The organism is Sphingobacterium corticis (genome assembly GCF_042684745.1).
In the GTDB taxonomy this organism is placed as follows: Bacteria; Bacteroidota; Bacteroidia; order Sphingobacteriales; family Sphingobacteriaceae; genus Sphingobacterium; species Sphingobacterium corticis.
Window position 1 is genome coordinate 919,462 of record NZ_JBHUMA010000006.1, and the last position, 21,767, is coordinate 941,228.

General features: G+C 43.1%; 19 protein-coding genes. 6 read left to right on the forward strand and 13 right to left on the reverse strand.

Annotated features, from left to right (window positions below; genetic code table 11):
• Positions 1–13: 13 nt before the first annotated feature.
• The 5 genes from ACFSQ3_RS09965 to ACFSQ3_RS09985 form a co-directional block, all read right to left on the reverse strand.
• Positions 14–1,165: a hypothetical protein gene (locus tag ACFSQ3_RS09965; protein WP_380869397.1), complete on the reverse strand. Its 1,152-nt coding sequence runs from the start codon at positions 1,163–1,165 to the stop codon at positions 14–16.
• 159 nt (positions 1,166–1,324) lie between these two features.
• Complete coding sequence (locus tag ACFSQ3_RS09970; protein ID WP_380869398.1) at positions 1,325–2,269, reverse strand: HmuY family protein; 945 nt, start codon at positions 2,267–2,269, stop codon at positions 1,325–1,327.
• Positions 2,270–2,280: 11 nt separating this feature from the next.
• The gene (locus ACFSQ3_RS09975; RefSeq protein WP_380869399.1) at positions 2,281–2,982 is read right to left on the reverse strand and encodes an HmuY family protein; all 702 of its coding nucleotides are present in this window, start codon (positions 2,980–2,982) and stop codon (positions 2,281–2,283) included.
• Positions 2,983–3,083: 101 nt separating this feature from the next.
• Positions 3,084–3,347 (reverse strand): hypothetical protein, encoded by a 264-nt coding sequence (locus ACFSQ3_RS09980; protein WP_380869400.1) that lies wholly within the window; start codon positions 3,345–3,347, stop codon positions 3,084–3,086.
• A gap of 9 nt (positions 3,348–3,356) precedes the next feature.
• Positions 3,357–3,935 carry a biliverdin-producing heme oxygenase gene (locus ACFSQ3_RS09985; RefSeq protein ID WP_380869401.1) on the reverse strand — a complete coding sequence of 193 codons (579 nt, stop codon included), beginning with the start codon at positions 3,933–3,935 and terminating at the stop codon, positions 3,357–3,359.
• 196 nt (positions 3,936–4,131) lie between these two features.
• Here ACFSQ3_RS09985 and ACFSQ3_RS09990 point away from each other — a divergent pair, with 196 nt between their 5' ends.
• From ACFSQ3_RS09990 to ACFSQ3_RS10000, 3 genes are read left to right on the forward strand one after another with little or no spacing between them, the layout of a single operon-like run.
• Entirely contained in the window at positions 4,132–4,974 is an 843-nt protein-coding gene (locus tag ACFSQ3_RS09990) for a heme/hemin ABC transporter substrate-binding protein (RefSeq protein WP_380869402.1), read from the forward strand.
• Between the two features lie 6 nt (positions 4,975–4,980).
• Entirely contained in the window at positions 4,981–6,021 is a 1,041-nt protein-coding gene (locus ACFSQ3_RS09995) for a FecCD family ABC transporter permease (protein WP_380869403.1), read from the forward strand.
• A gap of 35 nt (positions 6,022–6,056) precedes the next feature.
• Positions 6,057–6,932 (forward strand): heme ABC transporter ATP-binding protein, encoded by an 876-nt coding sequence (locus ACFSQ3_RS10000; protein WP_380869404.1) that lies wholly within the window; start codon positions 6,057–6,059, stop codon positions 6,930–6,932.
• 14 nt (positions 6,933–6,946) lie between these two features.
• Here the strand turns inward: ACFSQ3_RS10000 and ACFSQ3_RS10005 are convergent, their stop codons facing one another.
• The 6 genes from ACFSQ3_RS10005 to ACFSQ3_RS10030 form a co-directional block, all read right to left on the reverse strand.
• Positions 6,947–7,927 carry a helix-turn-helix transcriptional regulator gene (locus ACFSQ3_RS10005; protein ID WP_380869405.1) on the reverse strand — a complete coding sequence of 327 codons (981 nt, stop codon included), beginning with the start codon at positions 7,925–7,927 and terminating at the stop codon, positions 6,947–6,949.
• A 110-nt stretch (positions 7,928–8,037) separates the two neighbouring features.
• Entirely contained in the window at positions 8,038–9,123 is a 1,086-nt protein-coding gene (locus ACFSQ3_RS10010; RefSeq protein ID WP_380869406.1) for a RagB/SusD family nutrient uptake outer membrane protein, read from the reverse strand.
• Positions 9,032–9,367, reverse strand: a complete 336-nt coding sequence (locus ACFSQ3_RS10015; RefSeq protein ID WP_380869407.1) for a hypothetical protein — start codon at positions 9,365–9,367, stop codon at positions 9,032–9,034. The genes ACFSQ3_RS10010 and ACFSQ3_RS10015 overlap by 92 nt, the downstream gene beginning before the upstream one ends.
• Before the next feature lie 198 nt (positions 9,368–9,565).
• Entirely contained in the window at positions 9,566–12,214 is a 2,649-nt protein-coding gene (locus tag ACFSQ3_RS10020; protein ID WP_380869408.1) for an alpha-L-rhamnosidase, read from the reverse strand.
• A gap of 33 nt (positions 12,215–12,247) precedes the next feature.
• A complete protein-coding gene (locus ACFSQ3_RS10025; protein WP_380869409.1) occupies positions 12,248–13,945 on the reverse strand; it encodes a hypothetical protein in 1,698 nt (565 codons plus the stop codon).
• A gap of 29 nt (positions 13,946–13,974) precedes the next feature.
• Entirely contained in the window at positions 13,975–15,378 is a 1,404-nt protein-coding gene (locus tag ACFSQ3_RS10030) for a sialate O-acetylesterase (protein ID WP_380869410.1), read from the reverse strand.
• A gap of 230 nt (positions 15,379–15,608) precedes the next feature.
• Here ACFSQ3_RS10030 and nagA point away from each other — a divergent pair, with 230 nt between their 5' ends.
• The 3 genes from nagA (at position 15,609) to ACFSQ3_RS10045 (ending at position 17,653) form a co-directional block, all read left to right on the forward strand.
• Entirely contained in the window at positions 15,609–16,712 is a 1,104-nt protein-coding gene (nagA, locus tag ACFSQ3_RS10035) for an N-acetylglucosamine-6-phosphate deacetylase (protein WP_380869411.1), read from the forward strand.
• Positions 16,713–16,928: 216 nt separating this feature from the next.
• Positions 16,929–17,414, forward strand: coding sequence for a hypothetical protein (locus tag ACFSQ3_RS10040; RefSeq protein WP_380869412.1), 486 nt, complete (start codon positions 16,929–16,931; stop codon positions 17,412–17,414).
• A gap of 17 nt (positions 17,415–17,431) precedes the next feature.
• Positions 17,432–17,653, forward strand: a complete 222-nt coding sequence (locus ACFSQ3_RS10045) for a PLDc N-terminal domain-containing protein (protein WP_380869413.1) — start codon at positions 17,432–17,434, stop codon at positions 17,651–17,653.
• Between the two features lie 71 nt (positions 17,654–17,724).
• On the opposite strand, the gene ACFSQ3_RS10050 is transcribed toward ACFSQ3_RS10045, so the two are convergent.
• Both ACFSQ3_RS10050 and ACFSQ3_RS10055 read right to left on the reverse strand, forming a co-directional pair.
• On the reverse strand, positions 17,725–20,193 hold the full coding sequence (locus tag ACFSQ3_RS10050) for a phosphocholine-specific phospholipase C (RefSeq protein ID WP_380869414.1): 2,469 nt from the start codon (positions 20,191–20,193) through the stop codon (positions 17,725–17,727).
• A 21-nt stretch (positions 20,194–20,214) separates the two neighbouring features.
• Positions 20,215–21,705, reverse strand: a complete 1,491-nt coding sequence (locus ACFSQ3_RS10055; protein ID WP_380869415.1) for a SusD/RagB family nutrient-binding outer membrane lipoprotein — start codon at positions 21,703–21,705, stop codon at positions 20,215–20,217.
• Between the last annotated feature and the right edge of the window lie 62 nt (positions 21,706–21,767).

Sequence of the window (21,767 nt, forward strand, 5' to 3'; positions counted from 1 at the left end):
ACTGGTCAAAAACTTATTGCTGTTTTGGAAGTACAGTAAAACCTAAACCCGATGTGATCGCTATTTTCACTTCCTGACCGAACGGCGTATTTTCTTCAAAACCATCTTCGCGAGCGAACACACCGAAGATGTTGATGATGTTGCTTTGCCAGTTTTTATATAATCCTGCAGGAACATCTGGGAATATGGCTTTGATTTCCGTGCGCGTCGCGCTCACAATCTTCATTTCTAAATCTTTTCCATATAAATTTTCCGGAAAATTTGGCGGCACATCACCTTCCCTTGTGGATTTATTAACGCGAACGTAAATGCGTTCTGGTTTAGCGAAAGTCGAAGCTGGCGCCGTGAACGTTATGGTATCGCCTTGAGCATAAGACGTGCTACTTGAATAGTTCTCTGCATAAGGTAATTGGTAATTTATTTTTACTGCTGGCAATGTTGTCGTTCTGCCTTGATGTTCTAAACTAACATCGTATGTTCCGAATAATGCTTGGGGCGATATACGCGCGGTCATCACGTATTGGTTGTTCGCTTGCGGACTTACTGCTTGGATTTGCGCATAATTTTGATGTACTTCTCCAGTTTCCCTGTTTGTTAAGGTGAACTTCCCTAAGGCACTACTGGAAAAGAAGTTACCAAACACATAAAACACACGGTTGGCATTGATAGCATAATCGCCATCCCCTGTAGTATGCAATTTGAAATTATATGCTCCCATCCGTTCTTCATTACCGTACCCTAGAATATTCAAAGGTTGGGTATGTGGTAGAACTTCTTGCAATAAGGTATAAGTACGATATTTCCCTTCCGCGCTACGAACAATGTATTGCACCGTATCGCCAATAGCAACGGGTTGCAATTCATCTTCCAAAAGATTGATTTCCGTGCTATCAATGGTTAGTAAGGTGGCGCCCTCATCCAGTTTAATATTGCCAATCAAATAATCCAGGTTGGTATAGTATGGTAGAAACACTTTGATGGTGTTTGTTTCCTGATCAATCGCGCCCATCATGTGCTGCGGATTATTCACTACCTTGTATTCTACAATCTTATTTAACGGCTCTCTTTCGTATGGAACCAATTCATTTTTCGTACAAGATTGCAGCATGAGAAGCCCAATCACTGCAGCGTACAGCAATTTGGTTTGGTTTGTTATGTTTTTCATATGTTAATAATCTGCTTTTTAGTAGCCATATGGAATGTCCAGATTTTTACCTTCGGTGAGCTCGCAAGCTCGGTTCTATTGCTGTCTGCTTTTGGCAATAATGGACATTTCATAGGTTGATGTTACTCGTATAGTAATCTGATTATTCTATTGATGAAATCAGATTTGTTCATCGTAATGAACGGTAGTTTTCTTTCTGCTGACATCCACCGTCATGGAAGGTCGACGTTTCACGAAACCGAATCGTACTTCATCCGCTTTAATCAAAATATAGCGGAAGCTGAAATACCCAAATGGCGTATTTCGTTGATCGCGTTTCATGTTCTTTGGATCGATGGTATCCTTATAATAGGATAGAAATTCCAACTTGGCGAAGTTACCTCGCGCTGTACGTACAATTAACGTTCTCGGACGAAGCAACCCGGCGCGCTGTGCATTTTGTGCGGTTGGAAAAGATTTGATCAAATCCTCTGAAAGCGCGTAGATTAAATGCGAATACATAAACGCTTCGTGTGCCAATACCGGATCTTGGCTTCCCAAATTGACCACTTTATCTGGACGAATGAAGTTTCCGCCGAATGTATACGCAAAAGGCCCCATTCCACTTCCCGCCGCGCCTTGCGCGTCCAAGGAAGTTAATCCTGGCTCCATGATCGTCATGCTTGTAGGCAAATCCTGTACCTGACTATATGCGGTGTCCATCAATGCATATCCTCCAACGGACGAACTTCCGTAACCCAATCCACGTCGCGACCCGTTGTTTCCGGAAATACTAACGCCAAATGATCCACCCATTCCCAAATCCCAGCGATCGCTGATTTTGTATCCCGGATGTACGACGCTAAACCGCTCCAAGCTGAAAAGAATCGGATCCAAATAATCAGGTGGTTGTCCGGTCAATCCTTCCACGCCATCCAGCGCGAGATTATGCACATAAATTTCTCGATTGAATACCGAATCGTTCAATGGGATCTCCGGCTCCCAAACGAAAGCATTTAAATCGTATATCTCACCGCAGCTGTTCAGCATTCCTGCTATGCCGAGTAGACCTAGCATCCAGCTGGCTCTGTGACGAGTTTTTTGGTTGGTTTGGTAATATTTCATGCTTGGTGCAATTATCTTGTACTAAGATTTCTAGAACCGTCTTCCTGAATGAAATAACGGAACGTCAAATACGGCGCCGGCCAAAATTGGTCGGTAACTGCTGGTGGATTTCCCTTGTATGCACTAATCAATTGTAGTTTTGCATATTTTCCATTCGCCAAGCGCAATGCATACGTGCGATTCGGCAAACTCTTCATGATGTGCGTGCTGCTGTTGTAGCTGTACCATCCCGGCGAATTCTCCTCATTTGCCCAACTTACGTCGGTAAATGTGCTTTGATCAAATTCTGCATCCGATGGCGCTTCGCGTACCGCATCGTAATCGGCATGAAGCAAGACAATCGCCGTGCCTTCGGCAACGCCTTCAAAACCAGGGTTACTGGAATCTGCATTATTATTGATGAATATGCGGCTGTTGTAATTATCGGTGAAAGCCAAATGCCAATCGTTGGTTTTCAACCAACGTGCAGAATCCGCAGCAGTGCGTACCCAAATTTGTCGGGCTTCTTCCAGATCAAATAAGAAAGGATAAAACGTTCGGCGATCTTTTCCGGGAATTCCGGTAGATACGGACGCGCCGGTATCCCCTGCTAAATCGTAAATCACTTTGCTAACGCCGTCTTCCAACGTATCTGGTGTGTCCTCCTTTGCACATCCGATCGCTAACACGCCGAATAAGAAGATTTTATTTAAACTGATTCTAAATAATTTCATGCAGCAAAAGTCTATATTATCTAAATAAGTTTTATATGCGATCCGTATTATTTTATATGCGATCCGTATTTTCCGATGCTAAATGCTGTTGCTTGAAGCAATTATGACGGAAATACGATACAATAAGCAGGTTGCTTATAGGTTTGCTTTTTGATTAGGCAGCCCAAACTTTCGAGCAGTCGAACCGTATTATGCACGGTAGCCCAGCTCACGGCGTGCGATTCCCGAAGATCAATCCACAATCTTTCTAAATCAGAAACGTGTTCTCGTTCGCACAATGCCTTTATAATACACAAACGTTGTGGGCTCAGGAGGTATCCCTCCCGGCTCAACAACGTCAGTATGTTTTCGATCTTGTTATTCATCTCCTGATTTTAAACGGAAAGCGACGCTTGTTCCTTCGTTGATCCTGCGAAGACATCTTCGAAACGTGCGAAGGTTTCTTCTCCCGTTTTCATAAGTGCCGCCACATCCGCAGGTTCGACTACCAATTCATTCATGCGCTCCGTGAATGCTGCCCAACGTTGACCCGTAGATTCGCCGTATCCGGAGAAAAAGCTAAATCCGGTTTCCATGCCATATTTCTTCAACATCTGCACAATGTACGGTCCGCCCATGATCGATCCTTCTAAAACGTATAGCGCTCCAAAAGCTTCCGCTACCGATTGAATATTCGGTGCTTTTGCTGCTGGCAACGTATCCACGTTTTCGCCCAAATCAACAATATCCTGACGTATGTGTGAAGCGTTTCTTCGACTTGCATAATCCGGCAATACACCTGACGTGATAAATGGAGCGATTGCTTGCTCGACTGCGCTGAAATAAGCATAGAAATGTTTTAAAACATCTGCATAATCCGCTTGACTACGTATTCCTTTCAACCGCATAACGACGGTTTTCTCTAATTGTTGATGAGCCGATTTAGTGGCTTCCTTGATTGCTGTACTTACCATAACACAAAGTTGTCGATCGAACGACATATCGTTTATATGCAATCCGTATTAGTTTATATGCAATCCGTATTAGTTTTAAGTCCAAATACGGTGCTTTATATGCGATCCGTATTTTTTTATATGCAATCCGTATTTTTTAAGTAGTTCGCGCTTTGGGATTTGCTTTTGCTTGTGCGATATGTTTCTTTTGTAGCCCATGAGGCAAATAATCATTTTATGCGTTACTATTTCATCCAGCATTTCGCTGAGTTTTGCGCAAGCAAAACGAATTGTGACGCTCGGCGCTGCGTTGAGTGAAACCGTACATGCTTTGGGTGCGGGAGCGCGAATTGTGGCCGTCGACGTGACCAGCGAATATCCGACGGTTATCAAACAAAAACCTCGTGTAAGTAAAGATCGAACCGTTTCGTTGGAAGGCTTGCTTTCTTTCAAACCAGATTTAATCCTCACTCCTCCCAATGAGCTTACCGCCGAAACCATCAGAAAATTAAAGCAATTGGGTGTTCGCGTGGTGACAATTAATCAGGAATATTCCGTTAAAGGTGCACAGCGATTTATTCAGGAAGTCGGCACATCAATCGGCATGCAGGATGCCGGTGCGAAATTAGCGGCAAAAACCGCAAAAGAGACACAAGAAGCGCTGGCATCGCTTAAAAAATCGAACCAAAAACCCAAGGTGCTTTTTATTTATGCGCAAGGTGTTGGATTGATGAGCGTAGCTGGAAAAGCAAGCCAATTGGATGCTATTATTTCCTTGGCCGGAGGCAAAAACGCGATACAAGAGTTCTCCGATTTTAAACCTTACAGCACGGAAGCTTTAATTAAAGCCAATCCCGACGCATTGCTACTATTTGATTTCGGAACCAGCAGTTTAGGCGGAGCGAATGCGGTATTGCGCATGCCCGGCATGAGCATGACAAAAGCCGGCAAACAAAAAAGAATTATATCAATGGATGGGCCATTATTGGTTAACTTTAGCACGCGATTGCCGATTGCTATTCGGGAATTGAATAAGAAATTATATCCTTCGGCTCCATAATCCCCAATGAAAAGACCAGCAATTTACGCACTTCTAGCTTTCGCTTTACTGATAGCGATCGTTTTATCATTGAGCTTGGGCGCGGTGCATATTCCCTTTTCTGACATAGCGCAGATTATCGGACAAAAAATTGGAATTGGCGCTTATCGTGAAATTGATGAGTTGTATATCGGCGTGATGGATTTGGTACGTTGGCCACGAACCTTATTGGGTATCTTAGTTGGTGCAGCACTCGGCATTTCCGGCGCGGCAATCCAAGCTGTCTTTCGCAATCCATTGGCCGAACCCGGATTGATTGGCATTTCCGCCGGAGCATCCTTAATTGCTGCTTCCATTATTGCTTTCGAAACACTGCTCTTTGTGAGTTTAGGTCATCTTTTTGGCAGTTATTTGCTTGCGATCGGCGCATTTGTGGGCGCGGCATGTGCCACTTGGTTGGTGTATCAGATATCGCTCACCAATGGGAAACCACATATCGGAACGATGTTGTTAGCCGGAATTGCCATCAATGCATTGGCCGGATCGTTAACGGGTTTGATAAGTTACATTTCGGACGAGCAACAGCTAAGAACCATCACGTTTTGGATGTTGGGAAGTTTGGGCGGTGCAAATTGGGAAGCCGTTTGGACGATACTGCCTTTTGTAGTCATTGCCTTGTTTGGATTGACATTGCTTGGAAGAGCGTTAAATACATTCGCCCTCGGCGAACAAGAAGCGCGACAGTTGGGTCAAAGACCCGATCGTGTCAAATTGTTGGTTATTGTTTTTGCAACGATGGCTGTCGGCGCATCGGTTTCCGTTTCCGGCGTTATTGGATTTGTTGGTTTGCTTGTTCCGCACGGCGTGCGAATGATTGGCGGCGCGGATAATCGTTTCGTATTGCCCGCTTCTGCCATTTTGGGCGCAGTGACGTTAACCATTTCCGATGTGATTGCTCGAACGATTGCCATACCGTCGGAAATCCCGATCGGTGTGGTCACATCGCTGTTAGGAACGCCAGTATTTTTGTACATTTTAATCCGAGACAAAAAGAAAATTGTCAGCTGATTTATACGTAGTTTTAAGAATTGCACATCATATTTATGCTATTTGCTGAAAATCTAAGTTATTCCATCAAGAAAAACACCTTGCTTCGAAACTTCAACCTAAGCATTCGTCCGGGTGAATTTTTGGCGGTTTTGGGTGCCAACGGCGCAGGGAAATCCACCTTGATTAAATTATTGAGTGGCGAACATACGCCGTCCGAAGGAAGCATTCAACTACATGGGAAACCGCTTACTGCGTACAGCGATTTGCAATTAGCAGGCTTTCGCGCAACCATGATGCAACAGCAACATATTAGCGCAGATTTTACGGTAGAGGAAATTGTGTTGATGGGACGTTATCCCCATTACCAAAATCGTCCTTCCGAGCAAGATTTGGCGATCGTTCAACAAACTATGCAAATCACGGGCATTGAACTTCTTGCGGAACGCTCTGTGCTCAGCTTATCCGGTGGAGAACGCCAGCGCGTGCAATTAGCGCGCATTCTAGCACAAATTTGGCATCAACCGAATGCGCTTTTGTTATTGGATGAACCGGTTTCGGCGATGGATATTCGCTTTCAACATCAAACCTTATCCATCGCGCGCGCATTGGCCGATAAAGGTTGGATGGTCATGTCGATTCTGCATGATATCAATTTGGCATCGCAATATGCCGACCGATTATTGATGATGAAAAACGGACGTAAATTGATGGATGGCACATCGTCCGAGGTACTGACTTCCAGAAACATTTATACGGTATTTGGAATTGATGCTGAAGTTGCGGTAAACCCCAAAACGCTGCACACCTATATTGTGCCTAAAGCCATTAAAGTGGAAATTGAGAACGTAGCAACGTTGGGTTCAGCGGTAAACAAAGCTAATGAGCAATCTTCGGATCAACAGAATACATTGATCAGCACCTCTTGGTAAGAAAAGTTCAGTAATTAGTACGATTTCAACTCGCTTGGCGGTAAACCAAAGTACTTTTTGAAAGCAATACTGAAGTTATTTTGATGGGAGAAACCGACATTGGCAGAAACCTCGCTGATGCTTTGACGTTCATCCAACAGCAATCGCTTCGCTTCTTCCATACGCAAACGCGTGATGTAATCGTAAACTGTAATTCCAAAATATTCCTTGAATCCTCGACGAAGCTTAAATTCATTCAGACCCACTTCGCGCGATAAATCCTTTTGCGTAGGCGGTGTGACGTAACGAGCGCGTAGCACTTCTCGGGCATTTTCCAATTTTAAAATATCGTCGCCGCGAATCAGTTCCTGCTCCTGTCCTTTTCCGGAAAGCTGCTCCAGTTGGTACATCAGCAATTCTAAGATGCGGGCTTCGGTATGAATACGTTTTAGTTCGCCTTGTTGCCGACAATTCACCATATCATCAATCACGCGACGCATTTCCAGCGTAACAAAGAAATCTTCGGAAGAGAACGACGTGTATTCGCCCAACTCAATATCGCGAACAAAATCTTCATGCAACAAAGAATGCCGATCGATTAAGTTGAAATAATAATCCTTGCTCAGCACAATCAAGAAATACATATAATCAATATCTTGCTTGATCTCATGCTCATTGGCTGTCGTGGGAATATAGCGGATATTGTGTCTGCTTCTACCGTAAAGCGCATTCGGCTTCCCTTTTAATTTATCGGATGCCTGCTTGTAAAAAATGAACTGACTGGTAACGGTTTCGCCTACAACTTCTGTGTATATCTGGGTAGGAATATCAAAGCGTATTTCGGATTGCATCATAAACAATCCGCCGGTAGCTAGCTGTCGGTTTAATAAATGGATGGGCTTTTCAGCAATAGCTAATTCTTTCTCTTCTAACTTGTAGTTGGGAATATAGGTATCAGGAATATCTTCTTTGAAAAGCCAACCTTCTAGGCCTTCGATTCTCGATTTTACTAGCATCTCTAGCGTCCATTATTTCGAACAAACATACAAAAAATTCTTCAACTATTTATAATCGTTCTAAATAATTGTATAAAAATGGGGCAATGCTTTACTGCCCCATATGAAATCTAGTAACCGTCGTTCTGCGTTAGCTTATTACTAAGGAAAATTTGCCGATCCGGAATTGGAAATAAGGCTTCATACCCTTCGAATCGATAATCGGACGCTGCGAATGGCACGCCGCCACGCGTGACGGTAGGATTCGCTCGTTCGCGCGCTCCATGTGCAGTTAGCTGCTGCACTAATTGTTCAGAACTTAATGTCCTTTTAAGATCAAACCAGCGGTGGTTTTCGAAAGCCAATTCTACGCGCCGTTCATGCGCTATGGCGACACGAAAAGATTCTTTAGTAAGACCAGAAAGCGGAGAAAGTCCTGCTCGATCTCGCACTTGATTGATATGAGTATAAGCTTGATCCGGACCGACCTCTTCGTTGATTGCCTCGGCAAGCATCAGCAATACATCTGCATAACGCAAAATGGGCCAATTGTCATCTGTACGACCGACAATAGTATGCGGATGATTGTATTTATTGATATAGGGTATTGGAATATAGGTACCTGCAGAGTTGGTATAACCTTCTTTCAATGAAACGTCTTTACGGATGTCACCAGTTTCGTAAGCCGCAATCATGTCATTTGTTGGAATATTCCAACCCTGTGGACGCGCCGTAGGAAATCCCACGACAGCCCCTTCCGAATCACGCGGAGCAAAAGTGTAAATAAAACTACTCCACTCTCCTAGATTATTTCCACCCTGATACTGAACTTCGAAAATGGATTCTGCGTGATTTTTATTGGTCGGTTCAAACACCTGCGCATAATCAGCCAATAAGCTATAGTCCATATTCAGAATTTGTTCTAAAGTTTGTCGAGCACTAGGATAATTCTTTTGGGTTAGATAAACCTTTCCCAATAATGCTAGAGCAGCACCTTTGCTCGCCCTACCGATATTCGCAGCATCGTAATCTGACTTAAGGGGTAGAACGGTGACCGCGCCTTCCAAATCAGTAATAATTTGCTGGTATACTTCTTCAGAAGGCGTACGAGTAAGTCCAAAAGCCTCACTTGCATCTTCCAATGGTGCTGTCATCAAAATGACATCCCCAAAATACTGGGTTAATAGAAAATAGTGATACGCACGAAGAAACAGCAACTCGCCACGATATTGACTCTTTTTTTTTCTGTAGCAATATCTGCTGGGCGGCTTCTTCGATACTCGTTTTATACACGTCGAAATACGCTTCCGTTAGGTATTTGGGTTTAAAATCTTTTCCAAATGGCAAAATGCTTACGCCCCCATAACCTGCTTCTTTGATTTGCTTAAGTTGTGCGACAATTCCGTTTTTCGTCACTTCTGTATTATTCCAAAACCAAAGCGGAATAGGACGGTGTTTCATTGGCAATGATTTAAAATCATTGCCAAAATATCCTAGTTCTGTGCTACACTTGATCCAATACAACTTAAAGTTGTCACTACAAGCAACAGCAATGGTCTCAACATAATTGTGGTTTATTAGGTATATACAGCACAAAATTAGAAGAGTTACGAACATTCGATTTACCGATAATGGTAAATCGAATGGGTTTTTTGATATTTACTTCCTCAGCTTCACCTGCAGAGTATGCGTGCCTGCCAATAAAGTTTGCGGTGCATTTTGCGTTGTGTTTTCCGGCAATTGCAGCGTTGCGCTCGCGTTCGCGGGAACGGTAACCGTGTAAGTGATTGTTTTATTCTTATTGCGTTTCCATTTCGACACGATTTTGCCATAAGGCGATTCATGGCTTACTTCCGAATGCTCCAATCCCTCCGGAAAAATCGGACGCAATAAGGTGTTTTTGAAACCTGGCTTTTCTGGATCGGGATGAATACCGCCAATCGATTTGAAGAACCATCCGCCAATTTCACCAAACATCATGTGATTATCAGAAATATCGCGTTCCGCTTCTAAATCCCAGTTTTCCAATAAGGTTGTCGCTCCATTGACGACCCACCATCCCCAAGATGGATACGTATCTTGCACCGCAACTTTGTAAGCGGTTGAAGAATAGCCGTTATCTTTCAACGCATCTAACAATGCTTTAGCGCCCAAAACGCCCACATCCAAATGGAAATTTGTTTCTTCCACTTTCTTATTTAGATTCGCGGCTACCTTCGCAACCATATCTTCCGGAACCACTTTCCAAAACAACGGAACGCTTAACTCCGTTTGCGTGCCGGAAGCATAAACGCCCTTTTCGCGATCCAAAAACTTGTCGTTAATCGCATCTCTAATTTTCTTGCTTAGCGCTTCGTATTTCTGCTGATCTTCGGTTCTGCCGAAAAGCTTCGCAGCAGATGCTAATATCTTAGTATCTGTATAATAATATACGGATGATGTCAGCTCCAAATTGGAAGTTGATTTTACCGGAACCCAATCGCCGCGACCAAATGTGGTTAAGCCCGACGGGCTGATGCGCGTGACATAATCTACGTAACGTTTGATATTTTCATACGCATCGTCCAACAATTTGCTATCGCCGTAAAACATATACATTTGCCAAGGAATAATCGCAATCGTACTTGTCCAATCTAATCCATTTGCGGTGCCGTAACCCCAACCGCCTGTTGGAATAATATCCGGCAAAACGCCATTCGGTTGTTGCTCATCCTGGTGATCAGCAATCCATTTTTCGTACACCGTGATCCCATCAAAATTATACAAAGCGGTTTCAATGGCCAAATGACCATCTCCCGTCCAACCATTCTTTTCGCGTTGCGGACAATCTGTTGGATATCCCATCAAATTAGAAAGGTATGCATTGTTGGTAACACGCCAAAGATCGTTCACAATTTGCGACGATGTTTTCACTTCACCCAGCGGAGCTACATCACTGTGTGTGAAATAGGCAGTAATGTTGTCTTTATCCAATAGGATCGGTTTGCTGCTCGTTACTTCCACGTAACGGAAACCTTTGTAGTTAAACTTCGGGGTAAATTCATCTTCTTTAGTTCCGCTAAGCGTCAATACATCCGTTTGGAATGGATCTGCTTCGCGATCGCCCCGATAATACACATCGATATTCGACATATCAATTCGGCCATTATCATGTAAACGTTCACCGTGTTTGATTTTTAAAATGGTTCCCGCTTCACCTTTCACCTTAATATGTGTTACGCCAGCCATGTTTTGTCCCATATCGAACACATAGGTGCTATCGTTGAACTTCTGCACCGCTTGGGGCGTATATTTTTTCACGAAACGAATCGGCACCGTTTGCTGCGCGACAATGTTGTCGGACGGAAAGCTACGATAACGAACGCCTTTCCATTGTTTATCATCGAAATTCGGACTGTCCCAACCTTTTTGCTCTAATCTTGCATCGTAATGTTCGGCCGTGTAAATACTATTGAAAGTAATGGGGCCGCCCGAAGTTTTCCAGTCTCTCTCCGAAGAGATCGTTTCCTCCGTACCATCCGTGTAAACCACGCGCAAGTCCAAACAAAACGTCGGCCTTCCGCGCCATGGCGCGTTATGAAAATCCCAAACGCCCAAGGATTGGTGGTTGTACCAGCCATTTCCAAGCACAACGCCGATCGCATTATCGCCGGATTGCAATTGCTTTGTGACATCGTGCGTGACATACAAGGTACGGCGATCGAAACGTGTATACATCGGATCTAAACGGTGATTACCAACCTTTGCCCCATTCAACGAAAGCTCATATAATCCGGCTACGGCAATGTATGCGCGCGCGCTGGCAAGCGGCTTTTTCAGCTTGAATTCCTTGCGGAAATACGGCGCAGGTTTGTAGTTGACATCGTGGTTATCACTGATCCAAGAACCTTTCCATTGCGCCTTCCCCATCATGCCGGTTTCAAAAGCCGCTACCGAGGATGCTTGTGCCTTTCCATCTTTATCCCAGCTTGTCACCTTCCAAAAATAACGTGTTTGAGGTTTTAGCTTTGCTCCTGCAAATGGCAATAAAATCGCATCGTTCGTTTTCTTTCCGGTATCCCAAATCTGTCCGCGATTGTTTACCACCGACATGGAATCCGTATCAACAATTAATTGATAAGCAGTTTGCACTGCGCCCGCGCGTTCATCCTGTAACTTCCAGCTGAAACGCGGTTTCGCATTGTCAATTCCAAGTGGATTTACTAAATGCTCGCAGCGCAGATCAATAGGTAGCCCATCTTTGGCTTCAGCCATGGAGAGCGATCCTATGCTCAGTAAAACGGCAAGAAATGAAGAAGATTTAATCATGTATAATCGATTGTTAATAGTCAAAAAGTAATGTTAGTATGCCGTGCTGATGTTGATGCTGTTCTTATTAGGCAAGATTTGAAATATATGTGAAGATAGTGGCCCTCCTTTTAAGATTGCACCTTCTTTCAAATTAACCCGATAATCGTAATCTCTAAAATTTGCTTTGATCATCGATTTACCTAATTCTTTGAATGGTAGCTCCGATTTTTTCTCAGCAGGAACGTGCAAAGCTAAATACCAATCTGATTCCCCTTTTGATGGTTTACAGGAAACCTGAATGTGATCCGGATTTAAGGTGATGGTAAATGAATTATTGTGTTGATCGTTCGATACAATTTCTAGCACATCAGACGATGCATTTTTCACCACAGGATCACTCAACAACAGTTCTTCTGCCGAACCATCTTTTGCTTTGCTCATCAGTTTCAACCCCGCCAAATCATTTTCTGTGCTCCAAAAATAACCATCCACCAACGGCAAAGTAAAATAGAAAAACTGCCCGCCCGTTCCCGGAGCTTTCAAATAAGGAGAAGCCACGCGTTCATCGAATAAATGAATATCGCGGAAGCGGAATGATTTCCCATGCCAATACAGGTTTGCACGATAAAAACGACTGTTGTACCAAATGGATTTATTGCCTTCATCGCGGTAATCTTCCAATGCCGTAACCGCCGTTGCTGGGGTCAGCTCAAAATTCTCTTTGAACCATTTCCCCGATTGTGCCAACGTTTCTATGCGGATTTTCCCTTCATTGCGCAAAGAATCGAAAATAGGAATCTGCATTTCCAATCCATCTTTCATTCCCTCCCAAGTAAACGAGTTTTCTTGTCCTGCCTGCGCATAATTGAATGCCAAACTTGGTTGCTCAACAATCGAGTTTAGAAAATATTCTGTCCAACGACGATCTTTTCCGCCGTCTGGATACACAGGTTCCAAAGAAATCACGCCTTGACGCGAAGTTCCAACGCCCATATCATATTGATAAATCGGATCGCTACCTAACATGCGGAAAATCGGTACAGGAATTTGATTTTCTTTCGTTTGTGCCGGCATGTATGCATTCGATTTACTTGGATAATAGGCTTGATTCCAGTAACCGCCCCACAAGGTATACCCATCCGTTCCGACTTGATCTTTACAATTGCTCGAAGCTACGATGTTATATTTTTCATACATATAATTTAGCGAATGCGAATCGATAAACCATGATCCGGCCGATTGCGGATAATAACCAAAAATGCTGTTGAATTTCTCCATGTAAACGTCCACCAACTTCTCGCGCTCCTCCGGCGTGTAACCTGTTGTGAAAGCAATATTTGCCGTAGAAACCCAACGATGTTGACCGCGCCAAGTTATTCCGGCCGCCTCACAATGCGGTTGCGTAATTTCCCACCAAGCCCCGATTTCCGACGTAGCATCCAATTCATTCTTCAGCAAATCCTGATATTTTGGATTAATCAGCGCATCATATTGCAAAAGGAAAGTTCCCGGTAATTGATGCTTTTTCAATTGCGCGACCTGTTTGGTTGTAGCATCGAATAGCAAACTGTCGGCCCCTTCTACACGATAATCCGTTTGGCGAATGAAGTTGATAATATTGATAATACGAGGTGATTCCGTGCTTACCGTTGCCGTATCTGTTTTGGAAGCATTGTTATTACAAGAATGGAGTGAGCAAGTGGCTACCGTGAGCGCTATAATGGAAGTAATACGCGAGAAATAATTCATATCAGCTATTGAAAAATTAGAATTTTGTATTAAAATGACCAATCATCCGTTCGGAACGGTGCAACGGGTAAACCGTTGCTATTGAAAAGGTTTGAAACACCGGCTTCCGAAAAATTAAAACGAACGGCCACAGGCTGTTTAACGTCCGATGCAGAAACAATTAATTTATTACCTTGAATAGTTCCCTTCGCCGGATAGAATTTTTGATCCGCACCCGCGATAAACAAATCTTCTACTTGATCACCTTTCAATTGTAATTTTCCATCCAATTGACTAAAAGTAATTTCTATTTTATCGCCTTTAATGCGTTGTTCCTTAAAAATTGGAGATTTATAATCGGATTGCGATCCAAGCTGATAATGATCCTGCAAAGCGATTGTGGCCAAACGTTTAGCAACAGCTTGTTTCTGAATCGGATGGATATCTTTCACATTGTCCACTAAATCCGAAATAACAACCATTCCCGAATTCGCTAATGTGCGAGCCGTTCTATCTTGTTGCTCACGCAATAAAGCGGCTAAAGGTTGTTTATTATTGTAAGTATGCGGAGCAATTTGCACGAAATAAAACGGGAATTGCTTACTCCAAGCTGCTCGCCAAGCACCAACCATGTGTTGCATCAGCAAATCATAGGATGACCAACTGCCCACATTACTTTCTCCCTGATACCAAAATGCACCGGAAATGGCGAAATCCCGCAACGGATAAATCATGCTATTCCATAATGAACCAGCGCGATGCGGACGAAAGGAAGCAGGCGTCTGCCGATCCGCAGCATCAGCCAAGATTTTATCCCCTTGAATAACCTGTGTTGGCGTCCAAACTTCTGCGCCAGTACCGCCCCAACTTGCATTTATAATACCAATTGGCACATTTAATTCGCTTCGTAGCTCCTTCGCAATAAAATAGCCAATGGCAGAAAATGGACGTAACGAAGCGCTGTCTAATTGCTGCCAAACGTTTACAATATCTTCTTGCGGATTGGCTGCCGTTACCCGGCTAACCTGCAACAAACGAATTTGCTTATCATTTGCCTTCGGCAATTCTTGGATAATTTCGGGAAGGTTTTGCGCACCGCCCCATTCCATATTCGATTGACCAGAACACAGCCAAACATCCCCCAGCAGAATATCGTTTAACGTGATGATTTCTTCATTTGACGTTACCTTTATGGTGTACGGACCACCAGCGGCCGATGTTTTCAAACTTAATCGCCAATGGCCGCCACCATCAATGACTGCGACAGCCGTATCTGGCAGCCAAGATGCCTTCACACCGACGTGCGATCCAGCATTTCCCCATCCCCAAATCATCACCTCAGATTCACGTTGCAAGACCATGTGATCCGATAACACATGCGGAAGTCGAAGTTGTGCATGCGTGGCCAAACTGAGCAGCAGTAGGCAAAGAAATAACGTTGTTTTTTTCATCATAATTTTATTCATACCGACTAATAAGCATGTAATACCCAAAATGGATATGCATAATTGTTGTTTGCTTGAGGTAGACGGGTTAACAAGCAAATCTAACATTCTGATCGCAATAAACCGTACTGTTCTATCATGCTCTGTTTTTTGTAAATAATCAAGCTAAATGCTTAGTTGATCAACAATTTATTTCCGATTATCCATCAGATTAACTATCAAATCCTTAAGTTAGAAATATGAAAATATTTGCACGCAAAGTTTACACAGGTTCGACGGTTCTTCATGATCAAATTATCGAAACACAACACGGAAAAATCACAAGAATCGTCAGCGGATTACCTACAGATGGCGTTAAAACAATTGCTTGTATTGCGCCAGGATTCGTAGACATTCATATCAATGGCGGCAGCAAATATCACTTCACCAAACAACCAAATACCGAAACGATTGAGGATATTTCATCATCGTCGAGCTTGCAAGGAACGGCGTATACGCTGCCCACATTGATTACTTCTCCGTTCGAAAATATCAACGCCGGTACGGAAGCAATACGAAATTACAAATTAGCCTTTGCTGCTTCGGGCGTGCTTGGAATGCATTTGGAAGGACCGTTTATTCATCCGAAGAAACGCGGGGCACATCTTTTGAATTTCATCAGGAAACCTACCGATAAAGACATTGAGCAGATAACTTCATATAGCGATGCTATTCGACTTTTAACCATCGCGCCAGAACTGTTCAGTACATCCCAATTAAAAAAACTGCTGGATAGTGGAATAAAAATTTCCGCTGGCCATTCCAATGCAAGCTACAAGGAAGCGATGCAGGCCTTTGATAATGGCGTTACATTAGTTACGCACATGTACAATGCCATGTCCTCGTTTATGCACCGCGAACCCGGACTCGTTGGCGCTGTTTTGGATAGTCCACATGTGTATGCGCCAATTATCTTAGATGGCTTGCATTGTGATTACGCTGCAGCTCGAATAGCGTGGAACGCTAAAGGCGAAAAGCTTTTTCTGATTTCGGACGCACTGTTCGTGGACAGGAAAGTGAAATCCTTTCAATGGGAAGGTTTCGATTCGGAATTGAAAAGCAACGCTTACTACAATTCGGAAGGAAATTTGAGCGGCGCCGCTATTTCACTCGCCGAAGCAGTTCGCAATGCGGTAAATCAGGTTGGGATTCCATTGAAAGATGCTATTGAAATGGCTTCCATTCGTCCAGCGATAGCGCTTGGTATCGACGATCAGGTTGGAAAAATCGAAATTGGCTATCCAGCAAGATTTACGGTATTCGATGAAGATTTGAAAAGTTTTGAGGTGGTTGTTTGTGGTTAAACTGACGTTTTAAAAAATTTCGCAAATAGTTTGAATACATAATTCGCCAACAATGATTGAAAACAAACTTCCCAATTAAAAACATCATTATTTTTGAACCAACCGAAGATTAGTTTTTAGCATATCTATCGTATACCATTTTAGTTAATGCAAACATAATTTGTCCGACTTGTGTTTATAGCGCATACTATTCATTGGATGATCAAATAAACGACTATGAAATTTTACTTAGGAATAATTACGCTCGCTCTGGGTATAGGTGCTTGCCAAAACAGTGCTGATAAAACAACGGATGAGTCCGGAATAACATCTACAGACACAACATCGAGTTCAGTCGCCAGCCACGACCTAGACAACGGACATTATTGTTTTTATCGTACCGAGGGAACAAAAAAACAAGACACCACTAAAGTTCATTTGGTTATAGACAAAGATGCTATTTCTGGTGAAATGGACTGGATTCCGGCGGAAAAAGATCAGCGAAAAGGCACATTGAAAGGAAGTATTAATGGTGAGCACATTTCAGCGGTCTGGACGTACATGCAAGAAGGCATGACAGATTCATTAAAAGTTCATTTTAAGCTACCTCCGACCGGAGTTCTTACGCAAAAACCGATGAAGGTAAATGCCGATACGCAACGTGAAGAAACGGATGAGTCGGCAGATTATACAATAAAATATTCCGCTACGGATTGCAAGTAATTACGTATATTCAGGACATGACATTACTTCCGGCTTTTATCAATTTAAGCTCTTGGGAATTGGCGATTATTTTGGCTATCCCGTTTATTTTTGTGGCGGTCGCAATTTTTCTCATTCTGAAAAGGGAAACCGGCATCGAAAAGATTTTGTGGATTTTAGCGGTACTTTTCTTCCCGTTTGTGGGCGCGACGATTTACTTTATTTCGAGTTTCTTGCAGAAAGATAAAACTCGCCGATAATAAAAATCGATCTCGAAAATCATAAACATTTCGAGATCGATTTTATCGGTTTTTCTCCAATAAGCATGCCGTTACGCCATCAACGGATCCGTTTGGCTAGCTTTTCCCGTTTCTAAATGCCCAGCATATTGATAGCGAATGTTCGAATCATTCGTGCTTTCGATAAGAATATCGTACCAACCTTTTGTCGCTGCGCAATCGACCTCAAGATAATTTCCTTTCTTTTGCTTTCGAATGATCACTTCATTCCGGTACGACAAATTGCTAACTTTCCAATCTGGAGCGTTTTCTGGAAACTGAATGTCTAGAATCGTTTTACCTTCTTTTAAATTTACGCTGATCGGCTCGTTAATTTTTAACGAATTAGCATTTCCAGAAAATCTTCTGTAAAAACCATTCGGACCATGAACTTCCAAATCATAAAGACCATTAATAAAATCCTTTAGCGGCCATCGGTAATTCATCACTTTTCCCTCAGGAACCGTAAAGTTCCAAATACCGACCGCATTATTTTTAAATTTGAAATCACCTTTCGCACGTACAATCAGCGGCACAGCAATCTCCGTTTTTATCCTTGATAGCCGTCCGTAAAAATTCATTTCCATTACCAATTCCTTACTAGAAGAATCAACGCGAAGATTAACATCTAGATCGTAAGGCAACGCGCATGCTGGCTTTACTCCTGCTTCTTGTTTTGGGATAATCGTCGTTTCTTCATCACTTCTGAGTTTCTGCAACAAATCGTCCGACAGCGGATCAACTTCCTTCGGAAGATTTTGTGTTCGCGCAGTGTAAATTCTGGCTACCTCCGCATCGCGGTCGACAAATTCAACTGCTGGAGCAGGTTCGCTATCTCCTGCTTTTCGAAAAACCGAAGTCATATCGCCGCAGACGGCACGGCGCCAGCTAGACAGATTGGTTTCGAGCACCTTCTTTCCTGTTTTCTTTTGGATAAAATGCTCTAAAAACTGAATATTCGAAGTCAAATCCAACACCTCACTATTTACCCAACCGCCCTTACTCCAAGGCGAAGCCACCACCATCGGCACGCGAAATCCTAAACCGATCGGACTATCCAAATTGCTTTCGAAATTTTTTGTGCGTAATCGCTCTTGTTCGGCGGTCACATATTCCGTTCGTGTATCCATTCCTTCAGGATTTAGTCCAGTAAACGGACGATCTGGATGTGCCGGAACAAATGGTGGAATATGATCGAAATAACCGTCATTCTCATCGTAAGTAAGAATGAAGATTGTTTTCTTCCATATCGCTGGATTTTTGGTCAAGATGTCGAGCGTTTCAGAAATATACCACGCACCAAACCACGGCGAACTTGGATGATCCGAAAAACGACAAGGTGCAGTTAACCAAGAAACCGTAGGCAGATTATCCGCTTCAACATCTTTTCGGAATTCGTGAAAGATATCGCCTTTTGGAACTTGAACCGTTTTCGATTCACCATTTTCAGTATACGTTAAGGTGGTCAATGTATGGTAGTCAGGATCATCGCTATTCGTTCTAAATGCTTTCTTGTGGATGCTTTTCTTGAAATCAGTGAATTTTTCGAAGTTTTCCGCACTGAACTTTTCGATGTCCTTTTCGATTTTTTTAATTTGCTCACTTAGCGTGTGATACGCGTCGCTATCAGCATCTTTTATAGAAGAAATTTCCAGCTGTAATGCCTTTAACTTTTCTTGCATCCACTTGCCATGTGCTGTGTGATAACGTACGCCGTATTGCTCATGGAATTCCAAGTTGTTATTGGTGAAATTAGCCAACCAATCTTCTTCCTCCCCTTCAAAACCAACTGGAATACTAAGTTCATTCTGATACACCTTCCACGAAATACCCGCTTCTTCCAAACGTTCCGGATACGTTTTCCAGCTTACATCCTTGTAATTAATTTGGCCATTATCCACATGCGCTGTAGATTCCGGATCATGTGGATTTTCACGAATCGTTCCCGACCAAAAATAAGAACGGTTTGCGCTTGTTCCGGTCAATGATGAACAAAAGTGCTGATCGCAAACCGTAAATGCATCTGCAAAGGCGTAATAAAACGGGATATCTTCACGCGTGTGATAACCCATCGTCAGCGGAAGATGTTGATACGCTTTATTTCCCGCTTTTTTTGCTTCCAGCCACGTATCCAATTTTCCGTCGTTCCGCGCCGCCACCATATCTTTCCAACTGTGTGGCAAAGAGCCCATCCACGTGGCTTTCGTACGTTCTATATCCAATCGAAATGGGCCGAACGCTTCGTTATTCGTATTTTTTTGGATCCAAATAGGCAAATCATCCGCGTGCTTGATCGCGCGAGGATCATTAAATCCTCGCACGCCGCGCAATGTTCCAAAACAGTGATCGAAGGAGCGATTTTCTTGCATCAGAAAAACAATATGTTCCGCATCCAAATATGTGCTTCCCTTTTCCGCCTCAATAGCTAACGCACGCGCTATGGACTCCGGCATCAATTGATAAGTGGCCGCTGCACCACCTAATAAAGCGGCTTTCTTTAAAAATGATCTTCTGCTATCCATCCTATTCCAATTAATTTCGGTTTATTTTACCCACCAAGTTGCTTGTTGTATCACATCGTTGCCACCAAACTGACGTTTGATCGCTTCCTCTACATGCGCCGTATTTTGGTTATACTCTTTTTGCGGATACATCCAGCGATATGCTGTACGCACATTGGACGCTTTGCGCAATGTTGGATATCCGGTACGTAAGTGATCAAAATAGCTGGAGTAACCGCCTTGGTGGAATGAACGTAAATATTTTTGCATCATAATTTTCGCGATACGTTCATCAGCATTGCTACTGCTTGCTAAATTAACATTTTGCTGTTGCAAATACGCATCAATCTTTTCTGCATTGAAATAGGATCCCATATTCTTTGCATATTTCGCGTAGAAATTCAATCCTGCACGTACACCAGATTCGTACGTTGCAACATCATCTCCCGAAATCCACCCGCGTACCATAGCTTCTGCCAAGATAAATTGTTGTTCGGCATAACCAATTAACACCATCGGTTCACAGGTTGGATCGGTTGTATATCGGTCGTGTACTTTGGAAAGCCGACCAGCAATAGCTTTATTATTTACTTGCGCGTAAGGCACAATCGGATCACCACCTTCATACGCCGAAAAATCATCCAACGGCTTCCCTGCTTCGCGTCCTAATCTCGTTTGTGAAGCAATGGCAAACAATCGCGGATCGTTATGATCTTGTAATCGACGGATGAACGTGGAATCCATATACATCCCGGATCCGTAACCACTGGAATTGAATTCCGGATAACGGTTATCTTGCTGATCTAAATACACCAATTGAGCATCATCCGCGTCCGATTGTAGAATCGGCTTATCGGCGACAATCTGTGCAAATTCTTGCGTAATTGCTAAATCACTTTCGGAAGTACGTTTGGATAACGTCATTAATACTTTCAGTCGAAAAGCATTCACCGCTTTACGCCATTTTTCGGCATTTCCAGCGAAAATAATATCTCCTTGAATGATATCCGCGTTATTCGCGAGCAACGAATCTGCTTCTTGCAGCTCACGCATCACGCCTTGGAAAACGGATTTCTGCTCGTCATATTTCGGAAGATAAATACCATCCGATTCTCCTTTCAACGCCTCGCTGTAAGGAATATCACCAAAAGTCAAGGTTAAATTATAGAAATAATACGCACGGAAAAACTTCCCTAAAGCTAAGTATGTTGGTTCATTGATTTTGGTCGCTTCGTCGATCATTTTGGTCACATTACGAAGGTTGCCGTATTGATCAAAGCTACCACGCTGCCAATTGTAAATTTGGTTTGCGTTTTCGCCGTCTGTTTGGACGATCATTTTTTGCGTATATAAAGGCGATGTTCCGCGCCAAGCGTTGAAAGCACTCCATTCTACGTTGGTCAACAATGCTTGCGGATGTGTAGTACCCGCATTATTAGGATCAATGTTTATATCAGTTAGTTTCTCGCAAGCGCTCATCATTCCCAAAAGAATCATCGCTCCGAAAATCAATTTATATTTGAAAGTGGTCATATTTAAAAATTTATCTGTTAATGGTCTTATGGAATGTCCCAATGATCTTCAGTGAGTTCGCA

Excerpts from the sequence above, each read along its gene's own strand:
- nagA (WP_380869411.1), top strand. The coding sequence starts at position 15,609 with ATGAAAATATTTGCACGCAAAGTTTACACAGGTTCGACGGTTCTTCAT.
- ACFSQ3_RS09980 (WP_380869400.1), bottom strand. The coding sequence starts at position 3,347 with ATGAATAACAAGATCGAAAACATACTGACGTTGTTGAGCCGGGAGGGA.
- ACFSQ3_RS09975 (WP_380869399.1), bottom strand. The coding sequence starts at position 2,982 with ATGAAATTATTTAGAATCAGTTTAAATAAAATCTTCTTATTCGGCGTG.
- ACFSQ3_RS10020 (WP_380869408.1), bottom strand. The coding sequence starts at position 12,214 with ATGATTAAATCTTCTTCATTTCTTGCCGTTTTACTGAGCATAGGATCG.
- ACFSQ3_RS09985 (WP_380869401.1), bottom strand. The coding sequence starts at position 3,935 with ATGGTAAGTACAGCAATCAAGGAAGCCACTAAATCGGCTCATCAACAA.
- ACFSQ3_RS10040 (WP_380869412.1), top strand. The coding sequence starts at position 16,929 with ATGAAATTTTACTTAGGAATAATTACGCTCGCTCTGGGTATAGGTGCT.
- ACFSQ3_RS09965 (WP_380869397.1), bottom strand. The coding sequence starts at position 1,165 with ATGAAAAACATAACAAACCAAACCAAATTGCTGTACGCTGCAGTGATT.
- ACFSQ3_RS09990 (WP_380869402.1), top strand. The coding sequence starts at position 4,132 with ATGAGGCAAATAATCATTTTATGCGTTACTATTTCATCCAGCATTTCG.
- ACFSQ3_RS10045 (WP_380869413.1), top strand. The coding sequence starts at position 17,432 with ATGACATTACTTCCGGCTTTTATCAATTTAAGCTCTTGGGAATTGGCG.
- ACFSQ3_RS09970 (WP_380869398.1), bottom strand. The coding sequence starts at position 2,269 with ATGAAATATTACCAAACCAACCAAAAAACTCGTCACAGAGCCAGCTGG.
- ACFSQ3_RS10055 (WP_380869415.1), bottom strand. The coding sequence starts at position 21,705 with ATGACCACTTTCAAATATAAATTGATTTTCGGAGCGATGATTCTTTTG.
- ACFSQ3_RS10005 (WP_380869405.1), bottom strand. The coding sequence starts at position 7,927 with ATGCTAGTAAAATCGAGAATCGAAGGCCTAGAAGGTTGGCTTTTCAAA.
- ACFSQ3_RS10025 (WP_380869409.1), bottom strand. The coding sequence starts at position 13,945 with ATGAATTATTTCTCGCGTATTACTTCCATTATAGCGCTCACGGTAGCC.
- ACFSQ3_RS10015 (WP_380869407.1), bottom strand. The coding sequence starts at position 9,367 with ATGAAACACCGTCCTATTCCGCTTTGGTTTTGGAATAATACAGAAGTG.
- ACFSQ3_RS10030 (WP_380869410.1), bottom strand. The coding sequence starts at position 15,378 with ATGATGAAAAAAACAACGTTATTTCTTTGCCTACTGCTGCTCAGTTTG.
- ACFSQ3_RS09995 (WP_380869403.1), top strand. The coding sequence starts at position 4,981 with ATGAAAAGACCAGCAATTTACGCACTTCTAGCTTTCGCTTTACTGATA.
- ACFSQ3_RS10000 (WP_380869404.1), top strand. The coding sequence starts at position 6,057 with ATGCTATTTGCTGAAAATCTAAGTTATTCCATCAAGAAAAACACCTTG.
- ACFSQ3_RS10050 (WP_380869414.1), bottom strand. The coding sequence starts at position 20,193 with ATGGATAGCAGAAGATCATTTTTAAAGAAAGCCGCTTTATTAGGTGGT.